Annotated in this window: 19 protein-coding genes; 11 read left to right on the top strand and 8 right to left on the bottom strand. The window is 36.4% G+C overall.

Translation table 11 applies throughout. The features are described 5' to 3' along the window. Positions 1-42: 42 nt before the first annotated feature. The 4 genes from EXIGUO8A_RS03950 to der all read left to right on the top strand — a co-directional run bounded on the left by EXIGUO8A_RS03950 (position 43) and on the right by der (position 4,577). Complete coding sequence (locus EXIGUO8A_RS03950; RefSeq protein ID WP_159302007.1) at positions 43-1,407, top strand: alanine/glycine:cation symporter family protein; 1,365 nt, start codon at positions 43-45, stop codon at positions 1,405-1,407. Continuing rightward, entirely contained in the window at positions 1,394-2,278 is an 885-nt protein-coding gene (era, locus tag EXIGUO8A_RS03945; protein WP_116770994.1) for a GTPase Era, read from the top strand. The genes EXIGUO8A_RS03950 and era overlap by 14 nt, the downstream gene beginning before the upstream one ends. A gap of 211 nt (positions 2,279-2,489) precedes the next feature. Further along, the gene (locus EXIGUO8A_RS03940; RefSeq protein WP_159302006.1) at positions 2,490-3,221 is read left to right on the top strand and encodes an acetyltransferase; all 732 of its coding nucleotides are present in this window, start codon (positions 2,490-2,492) and stop codon (positions 3,219-3,221) included. Positions 3,222-3,272: 51 nt separating this feature from the next. Further along, positions 3,273-4,577, top strand: a complete 1,305-nt coding sequence (gene der / locus EXIGUO8A_RS03935; protein ID WP_116770992.1) for a ribosome biogenesis GTPase Der — start codon at positions 3,273-3,275, stop codon at positions 4,575-4,577. A gap of 398 nt (positions 4,578-4,975) precedes the next feature. Here the strand turns inward: der and EXIGUO8A_RS03930 are convergent, their stop codons facing one another. From EXIGUO8A_RS03930 to EXIGUO8A_RS03910, 5 genes are read right to left on the bottom strand one after another with little or no spacing between them, the layout of a single operon-like run. Further along, on the bottom strand, positions 4,976-5,767 hold the full coding sequence (locus tag EXIGUO8A_RS03930; protein ID WP_159302005.1) for a TPM domain-containing protein: 792 nt from the start codon (positions 5,765-5,767) through the stop codon (positions 4,976-4,978). Next, positions 5,748-6,185 carry a TPM domain-containing protein gene (locus EXIGUO8A_RS03925; RefSeq protein ID WP_159302004.1) on the bottom strand — a complete coding sequence of 146 codons (438 nt, stop codon included), beginning with the start codon at positions 6,183-6,185 and terminating at the stop codon, positions 5,748-5,750. The genes EXIGUO8A_RS03930 and EXIGUO8A_RS03925 overlap by 20 nt, the downstream gene beginning before the upstream one ends. A gap of 6 nt (positions 6,186-6,191) precedes the next feature. Beyond that, complete coding sequence (locus tag EXIGUO8A_RS03920; RefSeq protein WP_159302003.1) at positions 6,192-6,791, bottom strand: LemA family protein; 600 nt, start codon at positions 6,789-6,791, stop codon at positions 6,192-6,194. A gap of 10 nt (positions 6,792-6,801) precedes the next feature. Next, on the bottom strand, positions 6,802-7,131 hold the full coding sequence (locus EXIGUO8A_RS03915; protein WP_116770988.1) for a MerR family transcriptional regulator: 330 nt from the start codon (positions 7,129-7,131) through the stop codon (positions 6,802-6,804). Then, positions 7,131-8,108 (bottom strand): M23 family metallopeptidase, encoded by a 978-nt coding sequence (locus EXIGUO8A_RS03910; RefSeq protein WP_159302002.1) that lies wholly within the window; start codon positions 8,106-8,108, stop codon positions 7,131-7,133. Before EXIGUO8A_RS03910 ends, EXIGUO8A_RS03915 begins: the two co-directional genes overlap by 1 nt. A 104-nt stretch (positions 8,109-8,212) precedes the next feature. Between EXIGUO8A_RS03910 and alaS the strand changes: the two genes are divergently transcribed. Genes alaS through EXIGUO8A_RS03895 form a run of 3 tightly spaced genes read left to right on the top strand, consistent with a single transcriptional unit; the run spans position 8,213 to position 12,468 of the window. After that, positions 8,213-10,828: an alanine--tRNA ligase gene (gene alaS, locus EXIGUO8A_RS03905; RefSeq protein ID WP_159302001.1), complete on the top strand. Its 2,616-nt coding sequence runs from the start codon at positions 8,213-8,215 to the stop codon at positions 10,826-10,828. Positions 10,829-10,873: 45 nt separating this feature from the next. Further along, positions 10,874-11,845, top strand: coding sequence for a GSCFA domain-containing protein (locus EXIGUO8A_RS03900; protein ID WP_159302000.1), 972 nt, complete (start codon positions 10,874-10,876; stop codon positions 11,843-11,845). After that, positions 11,842-12,468: a DUF4230 domain-containing protein gene (locus tag EXIGUO8A_RS03895; RefSeq protein ID WP_159301999.1), complete on the top strand. Its 627-nt coding sequence runs from the start codon at positions 11,842-11,844 to the stop codon at positions 12,466-12,468. Before EXIGUO8A_RS03900 ends, EXIGUO8A_RS03895 begins: the two co-directional genes overlap by 4 nt. Here EXIGUO8A_RS03895 and EXIGUO8A_RS03890 read toward each other — a convergent pair. Beyond that, entirely contained in the window at positions 12,446-14,209 is a 1,764-nt protein-coding gene (locus tag EXIGUO8A_RS03890; RefSeq protein WP_159301998.1) for an aromatic amino acid hydroxylase, read from the bottom strand. The genes EXIGUO8A_RS03895 and EXIGUO8A_RS03890 overlap by 23 nt on opposite strands. Positions 14,210-14,366: 157 nt before the next feature. Between EXIGUO8A_RS03890 and EXIGUO8A_RS03885 the strand changes: the two genes are divergently transcribed. Further along, positions 14,367-14,834, top strand: coding sequence for an Lrp/AsnC family transcriptional regulator (locus EXIGUO8A_RS03885; protein ID WP_159301997.1), 468 nt, complete (start codon positions 14,367-14,369; stop codon positions 14,832-14,834). A gap of 63 nt (positions 14,835-14,897) precedes the next feature. On the opposite strand, the gene EXIGUO8A_RS03880 is transcribed toward EXIGUO8A_RS03885, so the two are convergent. Both EXIGUO8A_RS03880 and EXIGUO8A_RS03875 read right to left on the bottom strand, forming a co-directional pair. Continuing rightward, positions 14,898-15,467: a DUF4136 domain-containing protein gene (locus tag EXIGUO8A_RS03880; RefSeq protein ID WP_159301996.1), complete on the bottom strand. Its 570-nt coding sequence runs from the start codon at positions 15,465-15,467 to the stop codon at positions 14,898-14,900. A gap of 75 nt (positions 15,468-15,542) precedes the next feature. Beyond that, positions 15,543-15,701: a DUF5522 domain-containing protein gene (locus EXIGUO8A_RS03875; RefSeq protein ID WP_159301995.1), complete on the bottom strand. Its 159-nt coding sequence runs from the start codon at positions 15,699-15,701 to the stop codon at positions 15,543-15,545. Positions 15,702-15,898: 197 nt separating this feature from the next. Between EXIGUO8A_RS03875 and EXIGUO8A_RS03870 the strand changes: the two genes are divergently transcribed. The 3 genes from EXIGUO8A_RS03870 to EXIGUO8A_RS03860 are packed head-to-tail and all read left to right on the top strand — an operon-like array spanning position 15,899 to position 17,967. Next, positions 15,899-16,228, top strand: a complete 330-nt coding sequence (locus EXIGUO8A_RS03870) for a hypothetical protein (RefSeq protein ID WP_116770979.1) — start codon at positions 15,899-15,901, stop codon at positions 16,226-16,228. A 12-nt stretch (positions 16,229-16,240) separates the two neighbouring features. Next, complete coding sequence (locus tag EXIGUO8A_RS03865) at positions 16,241-17,146, top strand: 1-aminocyclopropane-1-carboxylate deaminase/D-cysteine desulfhydrase (RefSeq protein ID WP_159301994.1); 906 nt, start codon at positions 16,241-16,243, stop codon at positions 17,144-17,146. Further along, positions 17,143-17,967, top strand: a complete 825-nt coding sequence (locus EXIGUO8A_RS03860; RefSeq protein WP_159301993.1) for a glucosaminidase domain-containing protein — start codon at positions 17,143-17,145, stop codon at positions 17,965-17,967. The genes EXIGUO8A_RS03865 and EXIGUO8A_RS03860 overlap by 4 nt, the downstream gene beginning before the upstream one ends. Positions 17,968-17,972: the final 5 nt, after the last annotated feature.

The raw sequence follows: 17,972 nt of genomic DNA, 5'->3' as shown, positions 1-17,972 counted from the left end.
TAAAATGCATTAAATCCATAACTTCGAACTTTTAGCGTTTTTATGGATACAATTAATGACTTTATTGCCAGCGCACTACCTTATACGGAGTGGCCAATGTTTCTTTTGTTAATAGGTGGCGGGCTATTTCTGGTTTTCTATTCTAAACTTATGCCTTACCGGTTTTTTGGTCATGCTATTGCTATTACTGCGGGCAAATATGACAATTCAAAATCAAAGGGAGAGGTTAGTTCTTTTCAAGCACTATCTGCAGCCGTGGCGGCAACAGTTGGTTTAGGGAATATTTCAGGAGTTGCCATTGCCATACATGATGGCGGGCCAGGTGTAGTTTTTTGGATATGGATGACCGCTTTGATAGGTATGTGTATAAAGTTTTATTCCTGTAGTTTGGCGATTATGTATCGCGGTACTGATTCTGACGGAAAAATGCAGGGAGGTCCTATGTACTATATCACAAAAGGTCTGGGTGAAAAGGCTAAACCTTTGGCTGTTTTTTTTGCCGTATGTGGTCTATTTGGCTTTTTAGGTGTGTTTACTGCAAATCAATTTACGGAAACCTTTATGAGTGTTGTTGAGCCGGGAGATACTATTTTGGATATGAGTGATGAAAATTGGAAATGGACCATAGGTCTTATATTGGCCGTAGTAACTTCGTTTGTAATTTTCGGCGGATTGACAAAGATTGCGAAAGTGGCTTCTGCAATTGTACCATTTATGGTGGCTGTGTATTTAATTGCCGTAATAGCTGTCATGGCAATGAATTCAGATCAAATATTACCTGCTTTAAAAATGATATTTACAGAAGCTTGGAACTTTAAATCTCTAGCAACTGGCGGATTTTGGGGCTTGGTTATTATTGGTGTTCGTAGGGCAATGTTCTCTAACGAAGCTGGTTTGGGTAGCGCACCAATGTACCATGGGCAATCTAAAAATGATGAACCTATCCGTGAAGGTTTGGTCGCAATGTTGGGTCCGTTTATTGATACTATTTTGGTTTGTACTTTTACTGCTATCGTAATTATTTTAAGTGGGGCGTATACAGAAGATTCCAGTGGAATAGTTATGACACTATTGGCATTTGAAACCACATTGTTTGGATGGGGAGATATATTGTTGATGGTAATAGTTACCGCATTTGCGTTATCGACCTTATTTACTTACTCTTATTACGGAGTAAAATCGTTGTCTTTTTTAACCAATGCTAAAGTGGGTAAGTTATATAACTGGTATTTTGTGATCATGATCGTCTTTGCCGCGGTTGCATCCTTGGAATTAGTAAAAAATTTAATCGATTTGTCTTATGCCTTAATGGTGATACCTAATATGATTGCCGTACTTTTGTTGGCTCCAAAGGTTAATGTAGAATTGAAGAAATATATAATAAAGTTGAAGGATGGCAGATCATAAAGCAGGCTTCGTAAATATTATTGGTAATCCTAATGTTGGCAAATCAACATTAATGAATGCTTTTGTGGGTGAGAAATTATCTATAATTACATCAAAAGCACAAACTACCAGACACCGTATTTTAGGTATAGTAAACGGAGATGATTTTCAGATGATTCTTTCCGATACCCCTGGAATAATTAAACCGGCATACGAGCTGCAAAGTAGTATGATGGATTTTGTAAAGTCTGCCTTCGAGGATGCCGATGTATTGCTTTACATGGTTGAAATAGGGGAGAAGGCATTAAAAGATGAAGCTTTCTTTGAAAAAATTAAGAATAGTAAAATTCCTGTTTTGTTACTTTTAAACAAAGTGGATACTGCTACGCAGGACTTGCTTGAAGAACAAGTTCAATATTGGCAAGACCTGTTGCCAACGGTAGAGCTACATCCTATATCAGCTTTATCCAATTTTAATATAAAAGGTGTTTTTGAGCGTATTGTAGAGTTACTTCCAAAGTCGCCTGCCTATTATCCTAAAGATCAATTAACAGACAAACCAGAACGGTTTTTTGTTAATGAAACTATCCGCGAAAAAATCTTATTAAACTACAAAAAAGAAATTCCCTACGCTGTAGAGATAGAAACTGAAGAGTTTTTTGAAGATGAGGATATCATTCGTATGCGTGCGGTAATAATGGTTGAACGCGATTCACAAAAAGGAATCATTATTGGGCATAAAGGTGCAGCTTTAAAACGAGTTGGGGTAGAAGCCAGAAAAGATTTGGAGAAATTTTTTGGCAAACAAGTTCACATAGAACTTTATGTAAAAGTGAATAAAAACTGGCGAAGTGATGCGCGTCAATTAAAGCGATTTGGCTATAATAAATAAAAGGATTGAACCTTCTCAGCTTAAACTATCGAATACTTTCTGTTTAAAATAAATTACTGAACCTCTGAGTATCAAGTATTTGGTTTTGTAATCAGCCTATTTGTTGACTTTTTTGAATTAATTTTTACCTCAATTTCATTTTTGATTCTTTAGTTTAAAAAGAATAGTTTATTTTTGATTCATCGACAAAGTGTCATAAAACCCCGATGAAATGCAAAATGTGATTATTTTTGGAGCCTCAGGTCATGGTAGTGTTGTTTTAGACTGTCTGGAAAGAGAGGCTAAATATAATGTAATTGGTTTTGTAGATTCGTTTAAAGAAAAAGGCACAAAAATTAACGGGTATCAAGTACTAGGTAGTGAATTTGATTTGCCATTTTTAATCAATAGATTTAATATAGTTGGGGGGATTATAGCTATTGGAGATAACTGGATCCGTAAAAAAATTGCTGATAGAATCATTAAGGTTGTTCCTAATTTTAGCTTTGTAAATGCTATTCATCCAGAGGCGGTAATTGGTAAAGATGTATTGTTAGGTTGCGGTAATGTATTTATGCCTGGTGCAATTGTCAATGCAAATTCTATTATTCATGATTTTTGTATAGTTAATACGAATTCGTCTTTAGGTCATGATGGTATAATGGATTCTTATTCGAGTTTAGCCCCGTCCGTTTGTGCTGGTGGTAATCTTAAATTGGGTAGGTTTTCGGCTATAAGTCTTGGGGTAAATATTGTTAACGGCATTGAAATTGGTCAGCATACGGTAATTGGGGCTGGTTCTTTGGTTGTAGATCATTTTGGAGACAACGTAATAGCATATGGGTCTCCGGCTAGAATTGTTAGACAAAGAATTATAGGGGAACCTTACCTATCTACTCCTAAAAAGAAACAACTTTCTAAATTAGAGTCTTTTAAAGAGATTGAATCCAATCTCTCTATTTAACTTATGGTGTAATTGACGGTATAAATATTACCTTTGCCCCAAATTTAAGCTATGGGTGCAATTGTTGCCATTGTAGGGAGACCTAATGTAGGAAAATCAACATTTTTTAATAGATTAATTCAAAGGCGTGAGGCTATTGTTGATGCCGTAAGCGGTGTTACACGTGATCGCCATTATGGTAAGAGTGATTGGAACGGTAAAGAGTTTTCAATTATTGATACCGGTGGTTATGTAGTTGGCAGTGATGATGTCTTTGAAAAAGAGATTGATAGACAGGTAGAATTAGCGATAGAAGAAGCAGATGCCATTATTTTTATGGTAGATGTGGAGACTGGTGTTACCGGTATGGACGAAGATGTGGCGAAATTACTTAGAAGAGTTAAAAAGCCGGTTTTTTTAGCGGTCAATAAAGTGGATAATGCCAAAAGAGCGGAAGATGCCGTAGAGTTCTATTCATTGGGTCTAGGCGAATATTTTACATTATCAAGTATAAACGGTGGGGGTTCAGGTGAGTTGTTAGATGCTTTAGTAGAGAAGCTACCAGATGTTGTAGAGGAAGAAAGTGAATTGCCTAGGTTTGCGGTTGTTGGTAGGCCAAACGCCGGGAAATCATCTTTTATTAATGCCTTGATTGGTGAAGACAGATATATCGTGACCGATATTGCTGGTACTACTAGAGACAGTATCGATACAAAATACAATAGATTCGGATTTGAATTTAATCTCGTCGATACAGCGGGAATTCGCCGTAAAGCTAAGGTTAAGGAAGATTTGGAGTTCTACTCGGTAATGCGCTCTGTAAGAGCGATTGAGCATTGCGATGTTTGTATTTTAATGTTGGATGCAACAAGAGGATTTGATGGTCAGGTTGAAAATATTTTTTGGCTTGCTCAGCGTAACCATAAGGGAATCGTTATTCTTGTGAATAAGTGGGATTTGGTTGAGGATAAAGAGACTAATACTATTAAGCACTATACTCAAAAAATTAAAAAAGCAATTGAGCCATTTACAGATGTGCCTATTCTTTTTGTGTCTGTGCTGACCAAACAGCGTATTTTTAAAGCTATTGAAACCGCTGTAGAAGTGTATAATAATCGTAATAAGAAAATCATTACCCGAAAGTTCAATGAAACTATGTTGCCTATCATTGAAAATTATCCGCCACCGGCGTATAAAGGTAAATTTGTTAAGATAAAATTCTGTACTCAATTACCCACTCCATATCCGCAGTTTGCATTTTTCTGTAACCTGCCACAATATGTACGAGAGCCATATAAGCGTTATTTAGAGAATAAAATTCGAGAAGAATACGATTTCTCTGGCGTGCCTATAACGGTCTTTATGAGAAAGAAATAAGAATACGACTAAAATTGTTAGTATCAAATATAAAATGATCAAATATTTTGCGAAGCAGAATTATTTGATCATTTTTTTTAGTGTTAGTCGACAAACAAGAGCCCGGCCATGACCCCTCCCAAGAGGGGAATAGTTTCTGACTTGAATTAAACATTTTTGATAAGACAACCTAAGTTACTCCTGTAGTAAAAAACCTCTCAGTTGGTATTAAATCCACAGATATAAACGTGATCCTCACCTCTTGGGAGGGGATAAAGGGGTGGGTGCTACTATGATGAAGATTGTAATAAGCTCACAAACTAGAACACGCCAGTAACTCCTTCCAAAAGAGTAACAGTTTTTCTGGCTTGAATTAAAAAAAAATGATAAAACAGACTTATAATTTTTTGGAAATAAAGTTACCATCCACCAGAAGCGCCGCCGCCGCCAAAGCCGCCGCCGCCGAAACCTCCTCCGAATCCGCCACCACCGAAGCTTCCGCCACCGCTGCCAAATCCGCCGCTAGAACCACTAGAACGACCCATATTGCTAAGAATAATCATGTCCCAAGGACTTAGTCCTCCACGTCTTCTTCCGCCACTACCATCATTGTCATTGTTTTTACGACTCCAAAGAATAAAGAGGATTACCAGAAATATGATAAAAGGTAAAAAAGATGAGAAGGGAGATCCACTGTTATCTCCAAAGGTTCTGTCTTCTTCAAACTCCCCGTTAAGTACTTGAAAAATGACATCAGAACCTTTGTTTAGTCCCGCATAGTAATTGCCGGTTCTAAATTCAGGTAGAATTACGTTTTCTATTATTCGTTTTGAAAGGGCATCTGTTAGTGAACCTTCAACGCCGTAGCCGGTACTTATAGCTACTTTTCTGTCATTTTCGGCAAGTATTATTAGTATGCCATTATCTTTGCCTTCCTGTCCTATACCCCATTTTTGTCCCCAATTGGCACCTAGATAATTAATGTTTTCGCCATTTGTGCTTGAAATTATGGTGACAACGATTTGCGTTGAAGTACTATCTGAATAACGAACCAATTTATTGCTTAATGCTACTTTTTGTTGGTCAGTCAATAAATTGACGTAATCGTAAACACTGGTCTGTAATGCGGGTTTCTCAGGAATTTCAAACTGACTCCATAGCGGTGCACACCAAAGAAAAAGAATTATTAGGCTAGCCTTTAGATATTTCATTGCTTAATTCATTGGTGTCATCAGATTGCCACGGGAAATGACTTCTTAGTTCTTCACCGGCTTTTAATACTCCGGCAACAAGTCCATCCTTGAACGCTCCTTTTTCAAAATGTGTTTGAATACTATTTCTGGTAGTTTGCCAAAAGTCTTTTGGTACAACATTGTCGATCCCTTTGTCTCCACAGATAACAAATTTTTTATCATTAACGGCAACATAGATCAGCACACCGTTTTCTTGTTTGGTGTTGTCCATTTTTAATAAATGAAAAACTTCTTTTGCTCTCTCGTAATGATCCTTGTCGGTATGCGCTTCAATGTGTACCCTAATTTCGCCAGAAGTATTTTTTTCTGCTTCAAGAATAGCGTTAACTATATCTTGCTCCTCTGATGCTGTTAAAAATTCTTCTACCTTGGACATAAAATATCAATCAAATTCAAAATTTACATCTGGTGCATTTTGAGAACCTGCATCAGCTTTGTAGTATGCCAATTCATCAAAATTAAAAATACCTGCCAAAATTGAATTTGGGAACTTTTTAATATGGAGATTATAGGGTTCTACTGTGGCGTTAAATCTATCTCTAGCTACATTAATTCTATTCTCGGTACCTTCTAATTGCGCTTGAAGTTCTAAAAAGTTCTGATTTGCCTTTAAATCAGGATAACGCTCAACAGTAACCAGTAATCTACTAAGTGCACTGCTTAACCCGCTTTGCGCCTGGTTGAACTGAGCTAATTGCTCTGGGGTAATGTTTGTTGGGTCAATGCTTACGGATGTTGCTTTAGATCTTGCCTCGATTACATCGGTTAAAGTACCTCTTTCGAAATCAGCAGCACCTTGTACCGTTTTTACTAAGTTGCCAATAAGGTCATTTCTACGTTGATAGGCACTTTCAACATTTGCCCAGGTTTTTGTTGAGGTTTCTTTCAATGCTATAGCAGTGTTGTTAAAACCTACTCCCCATTGGTACAAGCCAAATGCAATGACTACAATGACGATTAATGCAATAATTCCTTTTTTCATAATGGTTGTGTTATAATTGGTCTTTAATTTTATTCAGTTCTGCTTTTACACGTTCCAGTTTTTGGATAATGTCAAAGTTAGAAAGTGTTTTTTGTTTCTCTTCTTTAAGGTGAATTTTAGCACCGTCTAGCGTAAAACCCCTTTCTTTTACCAAATGGTAAATAAGCTGCAGATTTTTAATGTCTTGGGGTGTGAATTTTCTATTGCCCTTAGCATTTTTCTTTGGTTGAAGTACATCGAACTCTTTTTCCCAAAAACGAATTAACGAGGCGTTTACACCGAAAGCACGGGCTACTTCACCAATACCATAATATCTTTTTTCTGGGAGGTTTACCTGCATTAATCTAATGATTGATTTTCTTGATTAGCAAATTTAAGCATGTTTTCAAACTCTTCAGGTGATAAACTTCCATAATAGAAGTTAATAGGGTTTATACGGTCTTTGTCCTTCCAAACCTCATAGTGTAAATGTGGTGCTTCTGATCTACCGGTGCTGCCTACGAAGCCAATTAAATCGCCACGTTTTACTTTTTGTCCTTTTTTGACATTGTATTGGCTTAAATGCGCATAAAGGCTCAAATACCCATAGCCATGCTCAATACGAATATGCTTGCCGTATCCAGATGAATTATTATCTGCACGAACTATTTTGCCATCGCCCGCTGCGTAGACAGGGGTTCCTTTAGGTGCTGTAAAATCCATTCCATAATGCATTTTTCTTGCTTTTGTAAATGGATCTGAACGCCAACCATAACCAGAAGCCATACGGGTAAGGTCTTCATTGTTGATGGGCTGTATTGCTGGAATGGACATTAATAATTTTTCTTTTTCTTCGGCAAGTTTTGTGATTTCATCTAAAGATTTAGATTGAATGGCCATTTGTTTTTTTATAATGTCCAATCTTTTTGTGGTAGATATTATCATTTCAGAGTTGTTGAAGCCTTCTAGCGATTTATATCGGTTTATACCACCAAAACCAGCTTTTCTTTGCTCGTCTGGTATTGGGTTGGCTTCAAAATATAATCTGTAGATGTTATTATCGCGTTCTTCAATATTGCCCAGAACTTCTTCAATCTGTTCCATTTTTTTATTCAACAGCTCATATTGAAGTTCGTAGTTTTTTACTTCACGAGATAAAGATAGTTCTCTAGGGGTATTAACAAGGTTGGTGTTGAGCAATAAAATTAAACCTAGCAGTCCAAAAAGGCATGATCCCAAAATAAAGAAGGTTATATTTCTATAACGTTTAGATTTTTGGGGTTCTATTTTACGGTACGACAGCGTATCTGGGTCGTAATAGTATTTTACCTTAGACATGAATGTTATTTATCCTATTTTTGTTTTTTAATTATTAGGGAACAAACAAATATAAAAATAGTTTTATATAAACCGTTAAAATTTGTAAAAGCTTAGCATTTTAGATGAATTCCAAAGAAACAAGAACTCAATTTCTGAATTTTTTCAAAGGTAAAGGCCATAAAATAGTGCCTTCTGCACCTATGGTCATTAAAGATGATCCAACCCTGCTTTTTACAAATGCGGGAATGAATCAGTTTAAAGAATACTTTTTAGGCATAAGTCAGCCAAAAAGCTCTAGGGTAGTAGATACTCAAAAATGTTTACGTGTAAGTGGTAAGCATAATGATTTGGAGGAAGTAGGAAAAGATACCTATCACCACACCATGTTTGAAATGTTGGGTAACTGGAGTTTTGGTGATTATTTTAAAGAAGAAGCTATTTCTTGGGCTTGGGAGCTATTGACCGAAGTTTTTAAAATAGATAAAGACAATCTTTATGTGTCTGTTTTCGAAGGAAGTAACGATGCGGATAAGTTGGCGTTGGATGAGGAGGCTTTTGATCTATGGAAAAAAATTGTACCCGAAGATAGAATCATCTTGGGGAACAAGAAAGATAACTTTTGGGAAATGGGAGATCAAGGACCATGCGGACCATGTTCTGAAATTCATGTTGATATTCGATCTAAAGAAGAGAAAGCAAAAGTATCTGGGGCAAGTTTGGTAAATCAAGACCACCCACAAGTAGTGGAAATATGGAACCTTGTATTTATGCAATATAATCGTAAGGCAGATGGTACATTAGAAAATTTGCCTGCAAAGCATGTAGATACCGGTATGGGTTTTGAACGTCTTTGTATGGTTTTACAAGGAGTGCAATCTAATTATGACACAGATATTTTTACACCGCTAATTCGTGAAATAGAGACCATAACCAATTCCGATTATGGTAAGAATGAAGAGATTGATATAGCTATACGTGTTATTAGCGACCATATTCGTGCGGTAGCATTTTCTATTGCAGATGGGCAGTTGCCAAGTAACACAGGTGCGGGTTATGTAATACGTAGAATTTTAAGAAGAGCGGTACGTTATGGCTTTACATTTTTGAATACCAAAGAACCTTTTATGTTCCGTTTGGTAAATGTACTTACAGATTCGCTTGGGGCAGCATATCCAGAATTAAAAGAGCAAAAACAATTGATTGAAAATGTTATTAAAGAAGAAGAATATTCTTTTTTAAAGACTTTAGATCAAGGGTTGTTGCTGTTGGAGACGATTATTAATAATACAACGGGTAAGACCGTTGATGGCGGTAAAGCTTTTGAATTATATGATACATTTGGTTTCCCTATAGATTTAACCGCCCTTATTTTAAGTGAAAAGGGATATGAGTTGGATGAAGACGGTTTTAATGCCGCAATGCAAAAGCAAAAGAACAGGTCTAAATCTGCATCTGTAGTATCTAAGCAAGACTGGGAAGTTTTATTGGAAGACAACGAGCAAGAGTTCGTTGGTTATGATATGCTCGATGTTGAGGTAAAGATTACCAAGTACAGAAAGATAGTTTCTAAAAAGGAGGGAACTCAGTATCAATTGGTGTTTAATCTTACACCGTTTTATGCAGAAGGTGGTGGTCAAGTAGGTGATAAAGGTTATTTGGAAGATTCACGTGGAGGTGTTATCTACATAACGGATACCAAAAAAGAAAATAATGAAATCATTCATTTTACAGAAAATCTTCCAGAGCATTTAAATGAAAGTTTTAAAGCGGTTGTGGACAAAAAGCAACGAAGTAGAACAGAAGCCAACCATACGGCAACGCACTTATTGCATCAGGCATTACGAGAAATTCTTGGACCACATGTAGAACAAAAAGGTTCTTCTGTTCACTCTAAATATTTGCGATTCGATTTTTCTCATTTTTCTAAATTGACACCAGAACAATTACAAGATGTCGAGAATTTTGTGAACGCAAGAATTGATGGTCATCTTCAACTTCAAGAAGAGCGAAACGTGCCAATGAAAACCGCTTTGGAAAATGGTGCCATGGCACTGTTCGGTGAAAAATATGGCGATGCGGTACGTACCATACGTTTTGGGCAATCTATAGAGCTTTGTGGAGGTACCCATGTTAAGAATACGGGAGATATTTGGCAGTTTAAAATTAAATCTGAAGGTGCCGTAGCGTCGGGTATAAGAAGAATTGAAGCAATTACAGGCGATGCCGTCAAAGATTTACATACCGATAATGATAAGTTACTTTCAAAAATTAAACACGTTCTTGGTAATAGTCAAGATCCAGTTAAATCCGTTTCAAGTTTACAAGAAGAAAACAGTAGTCTAAAAAAACAAGTAGCGGAGTTGTTGAAAGACAAGGCAAAGAATCTTAAAGGTGATCTGTTATCTGAACTTAAGGAAATAAATGGTGTTCAGTTTCTTGCTAAGAAAGTAGATTTAGATGCTGCGGGAATAAAAGATCTTAGTTTTGAAATGGGCGGTAATAAGGATAATTTGTTTTTACTTTTTGGAACTGAGCAAAACGGCAAAGCATTGTTATCTTGCTATATATCTAAAGAACTGGTTGCTTCAAAAAAATTAAATGCGGGTACTATTGTTCGTGAACTTGGAAAATATATTCAAGGCGGAGGTGGCGGACAACCATTTTTTGCAACTGCGGGAGGTAAAAACCCTGATGGTATAGCAGAGGCGTTGGCTAAGGCAGAGGATTATTTGAAGTAGTCTTTCATTGTTTAAGAAGTTCGTAGAAGATAAGAAATCAAATAAATGAATCTCTTAACCAAAATACCATTATCAAAAGCAAACGATCAAATTGACTATTCAAGCCGATTGTTACTAATGGGCTCTTGTTTTTCAGAAAATATTGGGGCTAAGCTATCGCATTACAAATTTCAAGGATTACAGAATCCGTTTGGTATTTTGTTTCATCCTTTGGCAATTGAAAAGCTGATTCAAAAAGCTTTAACTCAAGAAACGTTCAACGAAGGGATCGTCTTCCAAGCGAATGAGCAATGGCATTGTTTTGATGCGCATTCCTGTATAAGTAACCCATCCAAAGAACAACTGGTCGTAGATTTAAATACGGGCTTAGATCAAACTGCTGAGCAATTAAAAGTGGCAAGTCATGTAATAATTACTTTAGGCACGGCTTGGGTGTATCGTAATAGAGATAGCGGTGAAATTGTTGCTAATTGCCATAAGGTACCTCAAACCAATTTTACAAAAGAGTTATTGAGTGTTGATGAGGTGAGAGAGAGTTTAAAGCGAATGATTACCTTAATACAATCTGTAAATTCATCAACTCATGTAATTTTTACGGTTTCTCCTGTTAGGCATTTAAAAGACGGCTTTGTAGAAAATCAAAGAAGTAAAGCGCATCTTATTTCGGCAATACATCAAACTATTGAAACTTCAAATTTTTCACCTCGTGTTTCGTATTTTGAAAGCTATGAAATTATGATGGATGAGCTTAGGGATTACCGCTTTTATGCCAAGGATATGATCCACCCAAACGAAACGGCAATCGCTTATATTTGGGAAAAGTTTGTAGAGGTGTGGATCAACGATAGTATTACCGATGACATGAAAAAAGTTGATGAGGTTCAGCGCGGTTTGCAACATAGACCATTTAATCCTGAAAGTGAAGCACATCAAAAATTTTTAACATCGTTAAGCAAAAAGATTGCGTATATACGGAAAGCATATCCTTTTATGGATTTCGAAATTTCAAAAGCATGAAAAAATTTGTAGCTGGCGTTCTGATTACTTTAGCGGTTGTTTTGATTATACGTTCCTGTAATGATGGAAAAGAGGATCAATCTATTCTAGAGGAAAATTCTATGCTTATTCAGCAAGAAATTACCAATGTATCCAAGCTAATAGTTACAGAGGGTCATTTTGCCGAGGTATATAATTATAAAGACTCGAAAGAACTTTTTGGTCCGTTATTGCGAGCGGAAAAAAAGGCTTTGGTTGTAGTAAATGCTGATGTAACGGTAGCTTATGATTTAAGTAAGATTGAATTTGAAGTGGATCAAGCAACCAAAACAGTGAAAATTAATAGCATACCAGAAGCGGAAATTAACCTAAATCCGGATTTTGAATACTACGACGTTACTGCAGATTACTTGAACCAGTTTGATGCTGCCGATTATAACAAGATCAAGAAAACCGTAAAAGCTTCTTTAATGAAAAAAGTAGAAGCGTCTGCACTGCGTAGTAATGCAGAGAATAGGTTGATTAGCGAATTGCAAAAATTCTATATTCTTACCAATTCTATGGGTTGGCGACTAACGTACCAAGAACAGACTATTGAATCTTTAGAGGGTTTGCAAGGGATCAAACCAGCGATTTTACCGTAGCTAATTCTAGGCCGTCATCAATTAATTGTCCTAAATTGGGTTGGTCAAGTTTAATATTTTCCAAGTGTTCTTCAATACTTTTGGTCAATGTATGTTCATTACTTTTTACGGCAAGCTCGTAAATTTCAATGGGCAATAACCAATCCGTAGGGTACTTTTCCTTTATTTCTTGAAATACTTTTGTTCTTGAAATAATAGTGTTTTTTCCCTCTCTAAAATCCCTTATCATTTTGTAATAGGATTCTAGTTCGCCCAGGTCTTCTTTACCTTCATTTGTAGTATTGGTACTTAATGAATGGTCTAAGAGGTCAAAACTCTTTAAATCTGCCGGGCCGTGGTAGGCAGAAACAATTTCTTCCCCGATCGCCATATTGTACAACTCGTTATTAGATTCAAAAAGAATGGTTCCCTTGTGGGTTACTTTGCAATTCTCAAAAGTGATCAGAATGATACGACCTTGAAGGTTACGTGTGCCGGTAACTATTTTTCCTGTGACGTTGACTCCGCCAACAAAATCTAAAGAAACAATTTCTCCCTCATATATTTTATAGGCTTTAAGATCACGCGGACTCATATCTTCTATGGGAATATTGATGCCTTTAAGTCTACCGATAGGGGATCCAAAACCAGCTCTATGTTGACTTACATCTTGACCAACCAATTCTTTTTCTCTGTAGGCAAGCGCAGATTTTCCTTTGGTCTGAAAGTAAATGGGTTTTCCGTTGTGTTCTATAAGCGACTCAAAATTACCGGAAATCTGTAACCCCGTACTAAGCTCAATAGTTCCCAATTCCTTTGAGTTGATGAGTTTTTGCAATCCAGAGAGTCCCCCAGTACGTAATGCCATGGTATTGGCAAAATCTTCCAACACCTGACTCAAAAAAGCGAAATCTGGCGTTACAAATAGTTGAGGTTGTGGTTTGGTAATATCAAAAGATGTTCTTGCCGCTTCAATAGAGTAAGGTAGTTTCTTTACGTTGTCGGTCATGCACCATTGGCTTTCTCCGATAGAAGAAAGTAGTCCCGCTCCATAAATCTTAGGATCTTCTAAAGTACCTATAAGTCCGTATTCAACCGTCCACCAATGTAGGTTTCTTATGAGTGCCATTTCGCTGGGTTTACCCATGTTTTCTTGTAAGTGCTCAATATGCTTTTCGGCCTTTTCAATTTCTATAAGCGATGTGCCTTTGGCTTCTTTTATGATGGATAAATGACGAACAGCTTCGTACAGCTCAAAATCTTTTGCACTGGAAATGGCTTTACATCCAATTTCTCCAAAACGTCTTAAGTATGCAGCATATTCTGGGTTGGCAATAATAGGAGCGTGACCGGCACCTTCATGAATAATATCTGGTGCGGGGGTATAGGCAATGTTTTCTAACTGTCGAATATCTGAAGCGATGACCAGTACATTGTAGGCTTGAAATTCCATAAACGCAGCGGGTGGGATAAAGCCATCAACGGCAACCGCAGCCCAACCCAAATCCTTAAGAATACGGTTCATACCATACATGTTGGGTATGTTGTCTATAGAAATTCCGGTTTTGCGTAATCCTTCTGTATATGATTTGTGTGCAACCCTGCTAAGGTAATCTACATTTTTTCGCATAACATAACGCCATACGGCTTGGTTAATGGGCGTGTAGTCCTCATAATTTTGGGGCTTAATATACTGCCTTAAATGCTTAGGAAGTTTGTCCAAAATTGGATTGCTTTCATACGTAGTATTGCCCTGCTTCATAATCGTTAAAGCTTAAATTAATTCTATTAAATATATAATTTATAGATCAATTTTTTGTTAATATTATTTAATTTGGTGAAAATTACTTTTTAAATGTATTAATAAAGGAAATAATACTTTTTAAGGATGAATTGAATTGGGTATTAAGGAAAAAGTTATGATGGAAAAATTAGATTATATAGATAGGGAGATTTTAAAGATTTTGCAGAAGGATGCTAAAACAGGTGCTAAATCAATAGCGGAACAGTTAGGACTAACAAAAACACCGGTTTATGAACGGGTAAGACGGCTTGAGCAAGATGGGCTTATAAAAAACTATGTAGCTATTTTGAATAAGGATAAAATTGAGGATAGCATTACCGTTTTTAGTTTTGTGTCTTTGGAAGCACAAAAAGGCGCCATGATGGATGATTTCTTTGAGCAGGTAAAAACATATCCAGAGGTTGTAGAGTGCTTTGTGGTAGGTGGGGAGTTCGATTTTCTGCTTAAAGTAGTCGTTAAGAATTTAGATGCCTATTATGATTTTGCTAAATTTAAGATAGCTTCATTACCTAGTATTGGTGGCGTAAAAAGTGCATTTGTGCTAAATGAAGTGAAAAACAGTACATATTTTCCATTGTTATAAGGGTTATGATACAAAAACGGACTTATAGAAACTATAAGTCCGTTTTTTAATATCAAGAATGTTTTATTTCATTGCCACAGCGTTAGGTGGATATTGTTCTAGTATCTGAGAAACAAATTCTTTGATGCGTTCTTCTTTTTTAGCAATATTACTGGTATTTGATAAGGTTCCTACGCCTTTACCTTGCCAAACCAGCTCATTGGTTTTGTTGTCAATCAAATCAATATATAAAGAGCCTTGTGTGCTAGCGCTTACACTAGTGCCTCCCCAGCCAAAACCAGGTCCCCAGGCCCAAGGGTTATATCCCCAGCCCCAAGCTCCGCCCCAGCCGTAATTGTTATTGTAAACATCAACGCGTTCTTGTTCTTTGGTGAAAATACTTACCAATAGATCGGGGTTTTCAGATTTTACAAATCCTCTAGTGCTCATTTCGGTTTCTATGGCACGTAGAATACGCTTTTTATCTAAATCGGAAATCTGTGCTTTATCTATACCTGTTTTATAAAATGCATATGATTTGTAGCCGTTAAAATCAGCTTTTTGGTCGTAATCGGACAGAACACTTACCGATGAGCAAGATGAAATAAAAACTAAAAGTAGCAAGGGTAAGCCAAGTAATTTGATGTTTTTCATAACGTTATATATTTTAAGTACTTATTTTTTCTATTGAAAATATTTACAAATATCATGCCGAGCTATGTTAAAAATTTATTGTGTGTTGGTTTTCGCGTCATAACCATATGGGCAATGCCTACAGCCACTTTCGCAACAATAACCTCTCTTTAGGTGGTATTGTTGGGTGAAAACTCTATATCCGTTCTCAGACCAGTAAAAATCTCCCTCCTCGATCGGAATTATTTTTTTCATGCTCTTTGTTCCTGTTTTGGAATATAAAGTTACTCCTTTCTGTTGATAACGTTGCTCTTGATATTGCTGAAGTTAGTGTTAAAAGTGCTTAAGCCAAGGTTGAACCTTTAATCGGTTTTGTTGGCAATAAAAACCAGTATTCTTTAGTTGAACTATTTTTGGCTTTATCTTTGTATTTCTATTGTCAAAGTATTTCTATGATTCTGGTATTTAGACATTTCTTCTATAAAAACTATGTGGGTCTTTCACTATGGCCGTTCATATTTCTAAAAAATGGAAGTTTAAAAAATGACGATGTACTAATAAATCACGAGAAAATTCATTTGCGTCAGCAGCAAGAATTATTGATTCTTCCTTTTTATGTCCTTTATCTAACAGAATGGGCAATTAGAACCATTTGTTATTTGGATACTTATAAAGCATATCAAAACCTAAGCTTCGAGAGAGAGGCATATATGCATGAAAATGATATGGATTATTTGTCTAATAGAAGAACGTTTAGCTTTATTAAATATCTTTGGCGCTAAAATTCGCCCTTTTTGCAAAGCATAAATCAATTTGTTGAACTACCGTTATTCGCAGAAAAAAATATTACAGTAGTAATAAAGCGCGAAGATCTACTTCATCCGTTTATATCAGGTAATAAATTTAGAAAACTCAAATACAATATTCTTGCAGCCCAAGCGCAGGGTAAAAGCACTATTTTGACCTTTGGTGGAGCATATTCCAATCATATTGCGGCAACAGCTTATGCTGCTAAAGAAAATGGATTGAAAGCTATAGGGGTAATACGTGGCGAAGAACTGCAGAATTCATGGCAACGGAATACTACATTACAAAAAGCCCATGAAGATGGTATGCGGTTTAAATTCATTAGCAGGGAAGCGTACCGGCAAAAAGAAGAAGAGAATTTCATTGAACGGTTAAAAAATGAGTTTGGAGAATTCTATTTGGTTCCAGAAGGGGGAACAAACAGTTCGGCAATTAAAGGCTGTGAAGAAATTATTACCCAAAATGACGAACAATTTAATATTATCTGTTGCAGTGTAGGTACTGGTGGTACCGTTTCTGGGGTAATTAATGCTTCGGTTCTTCAACAACGCATCATCGGGTTTTCGGCTTTAAAAGGTGATTTCTTAAATGCTGAGATACAAAAGATGGTAAAGAAAGAGAATTGGGAAGTAAACAATGATTTCCATTTTGGAGGATATGCCAAAGTAACGGAGGAATTGGTACGGTTTATTAATGACTTCAAGCAAAAAACACAAATACCCCTAGATCCTATTTACACGGGAAAAATGATGTTTGGTTTGTATCAAATGATCAAGCTTGATACTTTTGCCCCGGGAACCAAAATTTTGGCAATACATACTGGAGGACTACAAGGTATTACTGGTATGAATAGTATACTGAAAAAGAAAAATTTACCTTTGTTACATATATGAAAAAGATAATTTTATTGGTTTTGTTGGCGGGTGTTGCACTAACCTCTTGTAAATCTAAAAAAAGATATTCGGATCAATTACGAACTAAGAATGTTCAAAATGAACGAAGAAATCCTAATAAAGATATTTCAAAAAACTCCGACAATGCAGAATTACCAGCGGAGCCTTCTAAGTTTATAAGGTTTAAGATAGATTCACCTGCAGAATATATAGAAACATTTGCCGAAACTGCTCAGCTAGAAATGATGGGTTATGGTATTCCTGCCAGCATAACTTTAGCTCAAGGACTCTTGGAAAGTGGTAATGGAAAGGGCGAGTTGGCTATGAAGACCAACAACCATTTTGGTATAAAATGTCATAAAGGTTGGGAAGGCGATTATGATTTTCATGATGATGATGAAAAGGGAGAGTGCTTTAGAAAATACAATCACCCCATGTATTCTTTTAGGGATCACAGCATATTTTTGACCACTAGGTCCAGGTATGCTTTTCTTTTCGAATTAAAACATACAGATTACAAAGGCTGGGCTAGAGGTTTGCGCAAAGCGGGTTATGCCACAGACCCAAGGTACCCGCAGAAGTTAATTTATTTAATTGAAAAGTATGACCTGCATAAATATGACAAACAAATAAAAAAGGCGGGCTATACAGATAATACGGTTGTAGTTACCGATGCGGATAATATACATACGGTACAAAAAGGAGACACGTTGTACTCTTTATCAAAAAAATATTATTTAAGTGTTGATGAACTCATGCAAATGAACAATTTACGTAGTTCTGATCTATCTATAGGTCAACCGCTTAAAGTAAAAAAGTAGTAAAA

This window comes from Maribacter litoralis (assembly GCF_902506355.1).
Lineage (GTDB): Bacteria > Bacteroidota > Bacteroidia > Flavobacteriales > Flavobacteriaceae > Maribacter > Maribacter litoralis.
Note: the sequence above shows the minus strand (reverse complement) of the source record. Positions and strands in the feature narration are given on the sequence as shown.

Bases quoted from the DNA above. Each gene is read 5' to 3' on its own strand.
- EXIGUO8A_RS03950 (WP_159302007.1), top strand. From the start codon at position 43: ATGGATACAATTAATGACTTTATTGCCAGCGCACTACCTTATACGGAG.
- era (WP_116770994.1), top strand. From the start codon at position 1,394: ATGGCAGATCATAAAGCAGGCTTCGTAAATATTATTGGTAATCCTAAT.
- EXIGUO8A_RS03940 (WP_159302006.1), top strand. From the start codon at position 2,490: ATGCAAAATGTGATTATTTTTGGAGCCTCAGGTCATGGTAGTGTTGTT.
- der (WP_116770992.1), top strand. From the start codon at position 3,273: ATGGGTGCAATTGTTGCCATTGTAGGGAGACCTAATGTAGGAAAATCA.
- EXIGUO8A_RS03930 (WP_159302005.1), bottom strand. From the start codon at position 5,767: ATGAAATATCTAAAGGCTAGCCTAATAATTCTTTTTCTTTGGTGTGCA.
- EXIGUO8A_RS03925 (WP_159302004.1), bottom strand. From the start codon at position 6,185: ATGTCCAAGGTAGAAGAATTTTTAACAGCATCAGAGGAGCAAGATATA.
- EXIGUO8A_RS03920 (WP_159302003.1), bottom strand. From the start codon at position 6,791: ATGAAAAAAGGAATTATTGCATTAATCGTCATTGTAGTCATTGCATTT.
- EXIGUO8A_RS03915 (WP_116770988.1), bottom strand. From the start codon at position 7,131: ATGCAGGTAAACCTCCCAGAAAAAAGATATTATGGTATTGGTGAAGTA.
- EXIGUO8A_RS03910 (WP_159302002.1), bottom strand. From the start codon at position 8,108: ATGTCTAAGGTAAAATACTATTACGACCCAGATACGCTGTCGTACCGT.
- alaS (WP_159302001.1), top strand. From the start codon at position 8,213: ATGAATTCCAAAGAAACAAGAACTCAATTTCTGAATTTTTTCAAAGGT.
- EXIGUO8A_RS03900 (WP_159302000.1), top strand. From the start codon at position 10,874: ATGAATCTCTTAACCAAAATACCATTATCAAAAGCAAACGATCAAATT.
- EXIGUO8A_RS03895 (WP_159301999.1), top strand. From the start codon at position 11,842: ATGAAAAAATTTGTAGCTGGCGTTCTGATTACTTTAGCGGTTGTTTTG.
- EXIGUO8A_RS03890 (WP_159301998.1), bottom strand. From the start codon at position 14,209: ATGAAGCAGGGCAATACTACGTATGAAAGCAATCCAATTTTGGACAAA.
- EXIGUO8A_RS03885 (WP_159301997.1), top strand. From the start codon at position 14,367: ATGATGGAAAAATTAGATTATATAGATAGGGAGATTTTAAAGATTTTG.
- EXIGUO8A_RS03880 (WP_159301996.1), bottom strand. From the start codon at position 15,467: ATGAAAAACATCAAATTACTTGGCTTACCCTTGCTACTTTTAGTTTTT.
- EXIGUO8A_RS03875 (WP_159301995.1), bottom strand. From the start codon at position 15,701: ATGAAAAAAATAATTCCGATCGAGGAGGGAGATTTTTACTGGTCTGAG.
- EXIGUO8A_RS03870 (WP_116770979.1), top strand. From the start codon at position 15,899: ATGATTCTGGTATTTAGACATTTCTTCTATAAAAACTATGTGGGTCTT.
- EXIGUO8A_RS03860 (WP_159301993.1), top strand. From the start codon at position 17,143: ATGAAAAAGATAATTTTATTGGTTTTGTTGGCGGGTGTTGCACTAACC.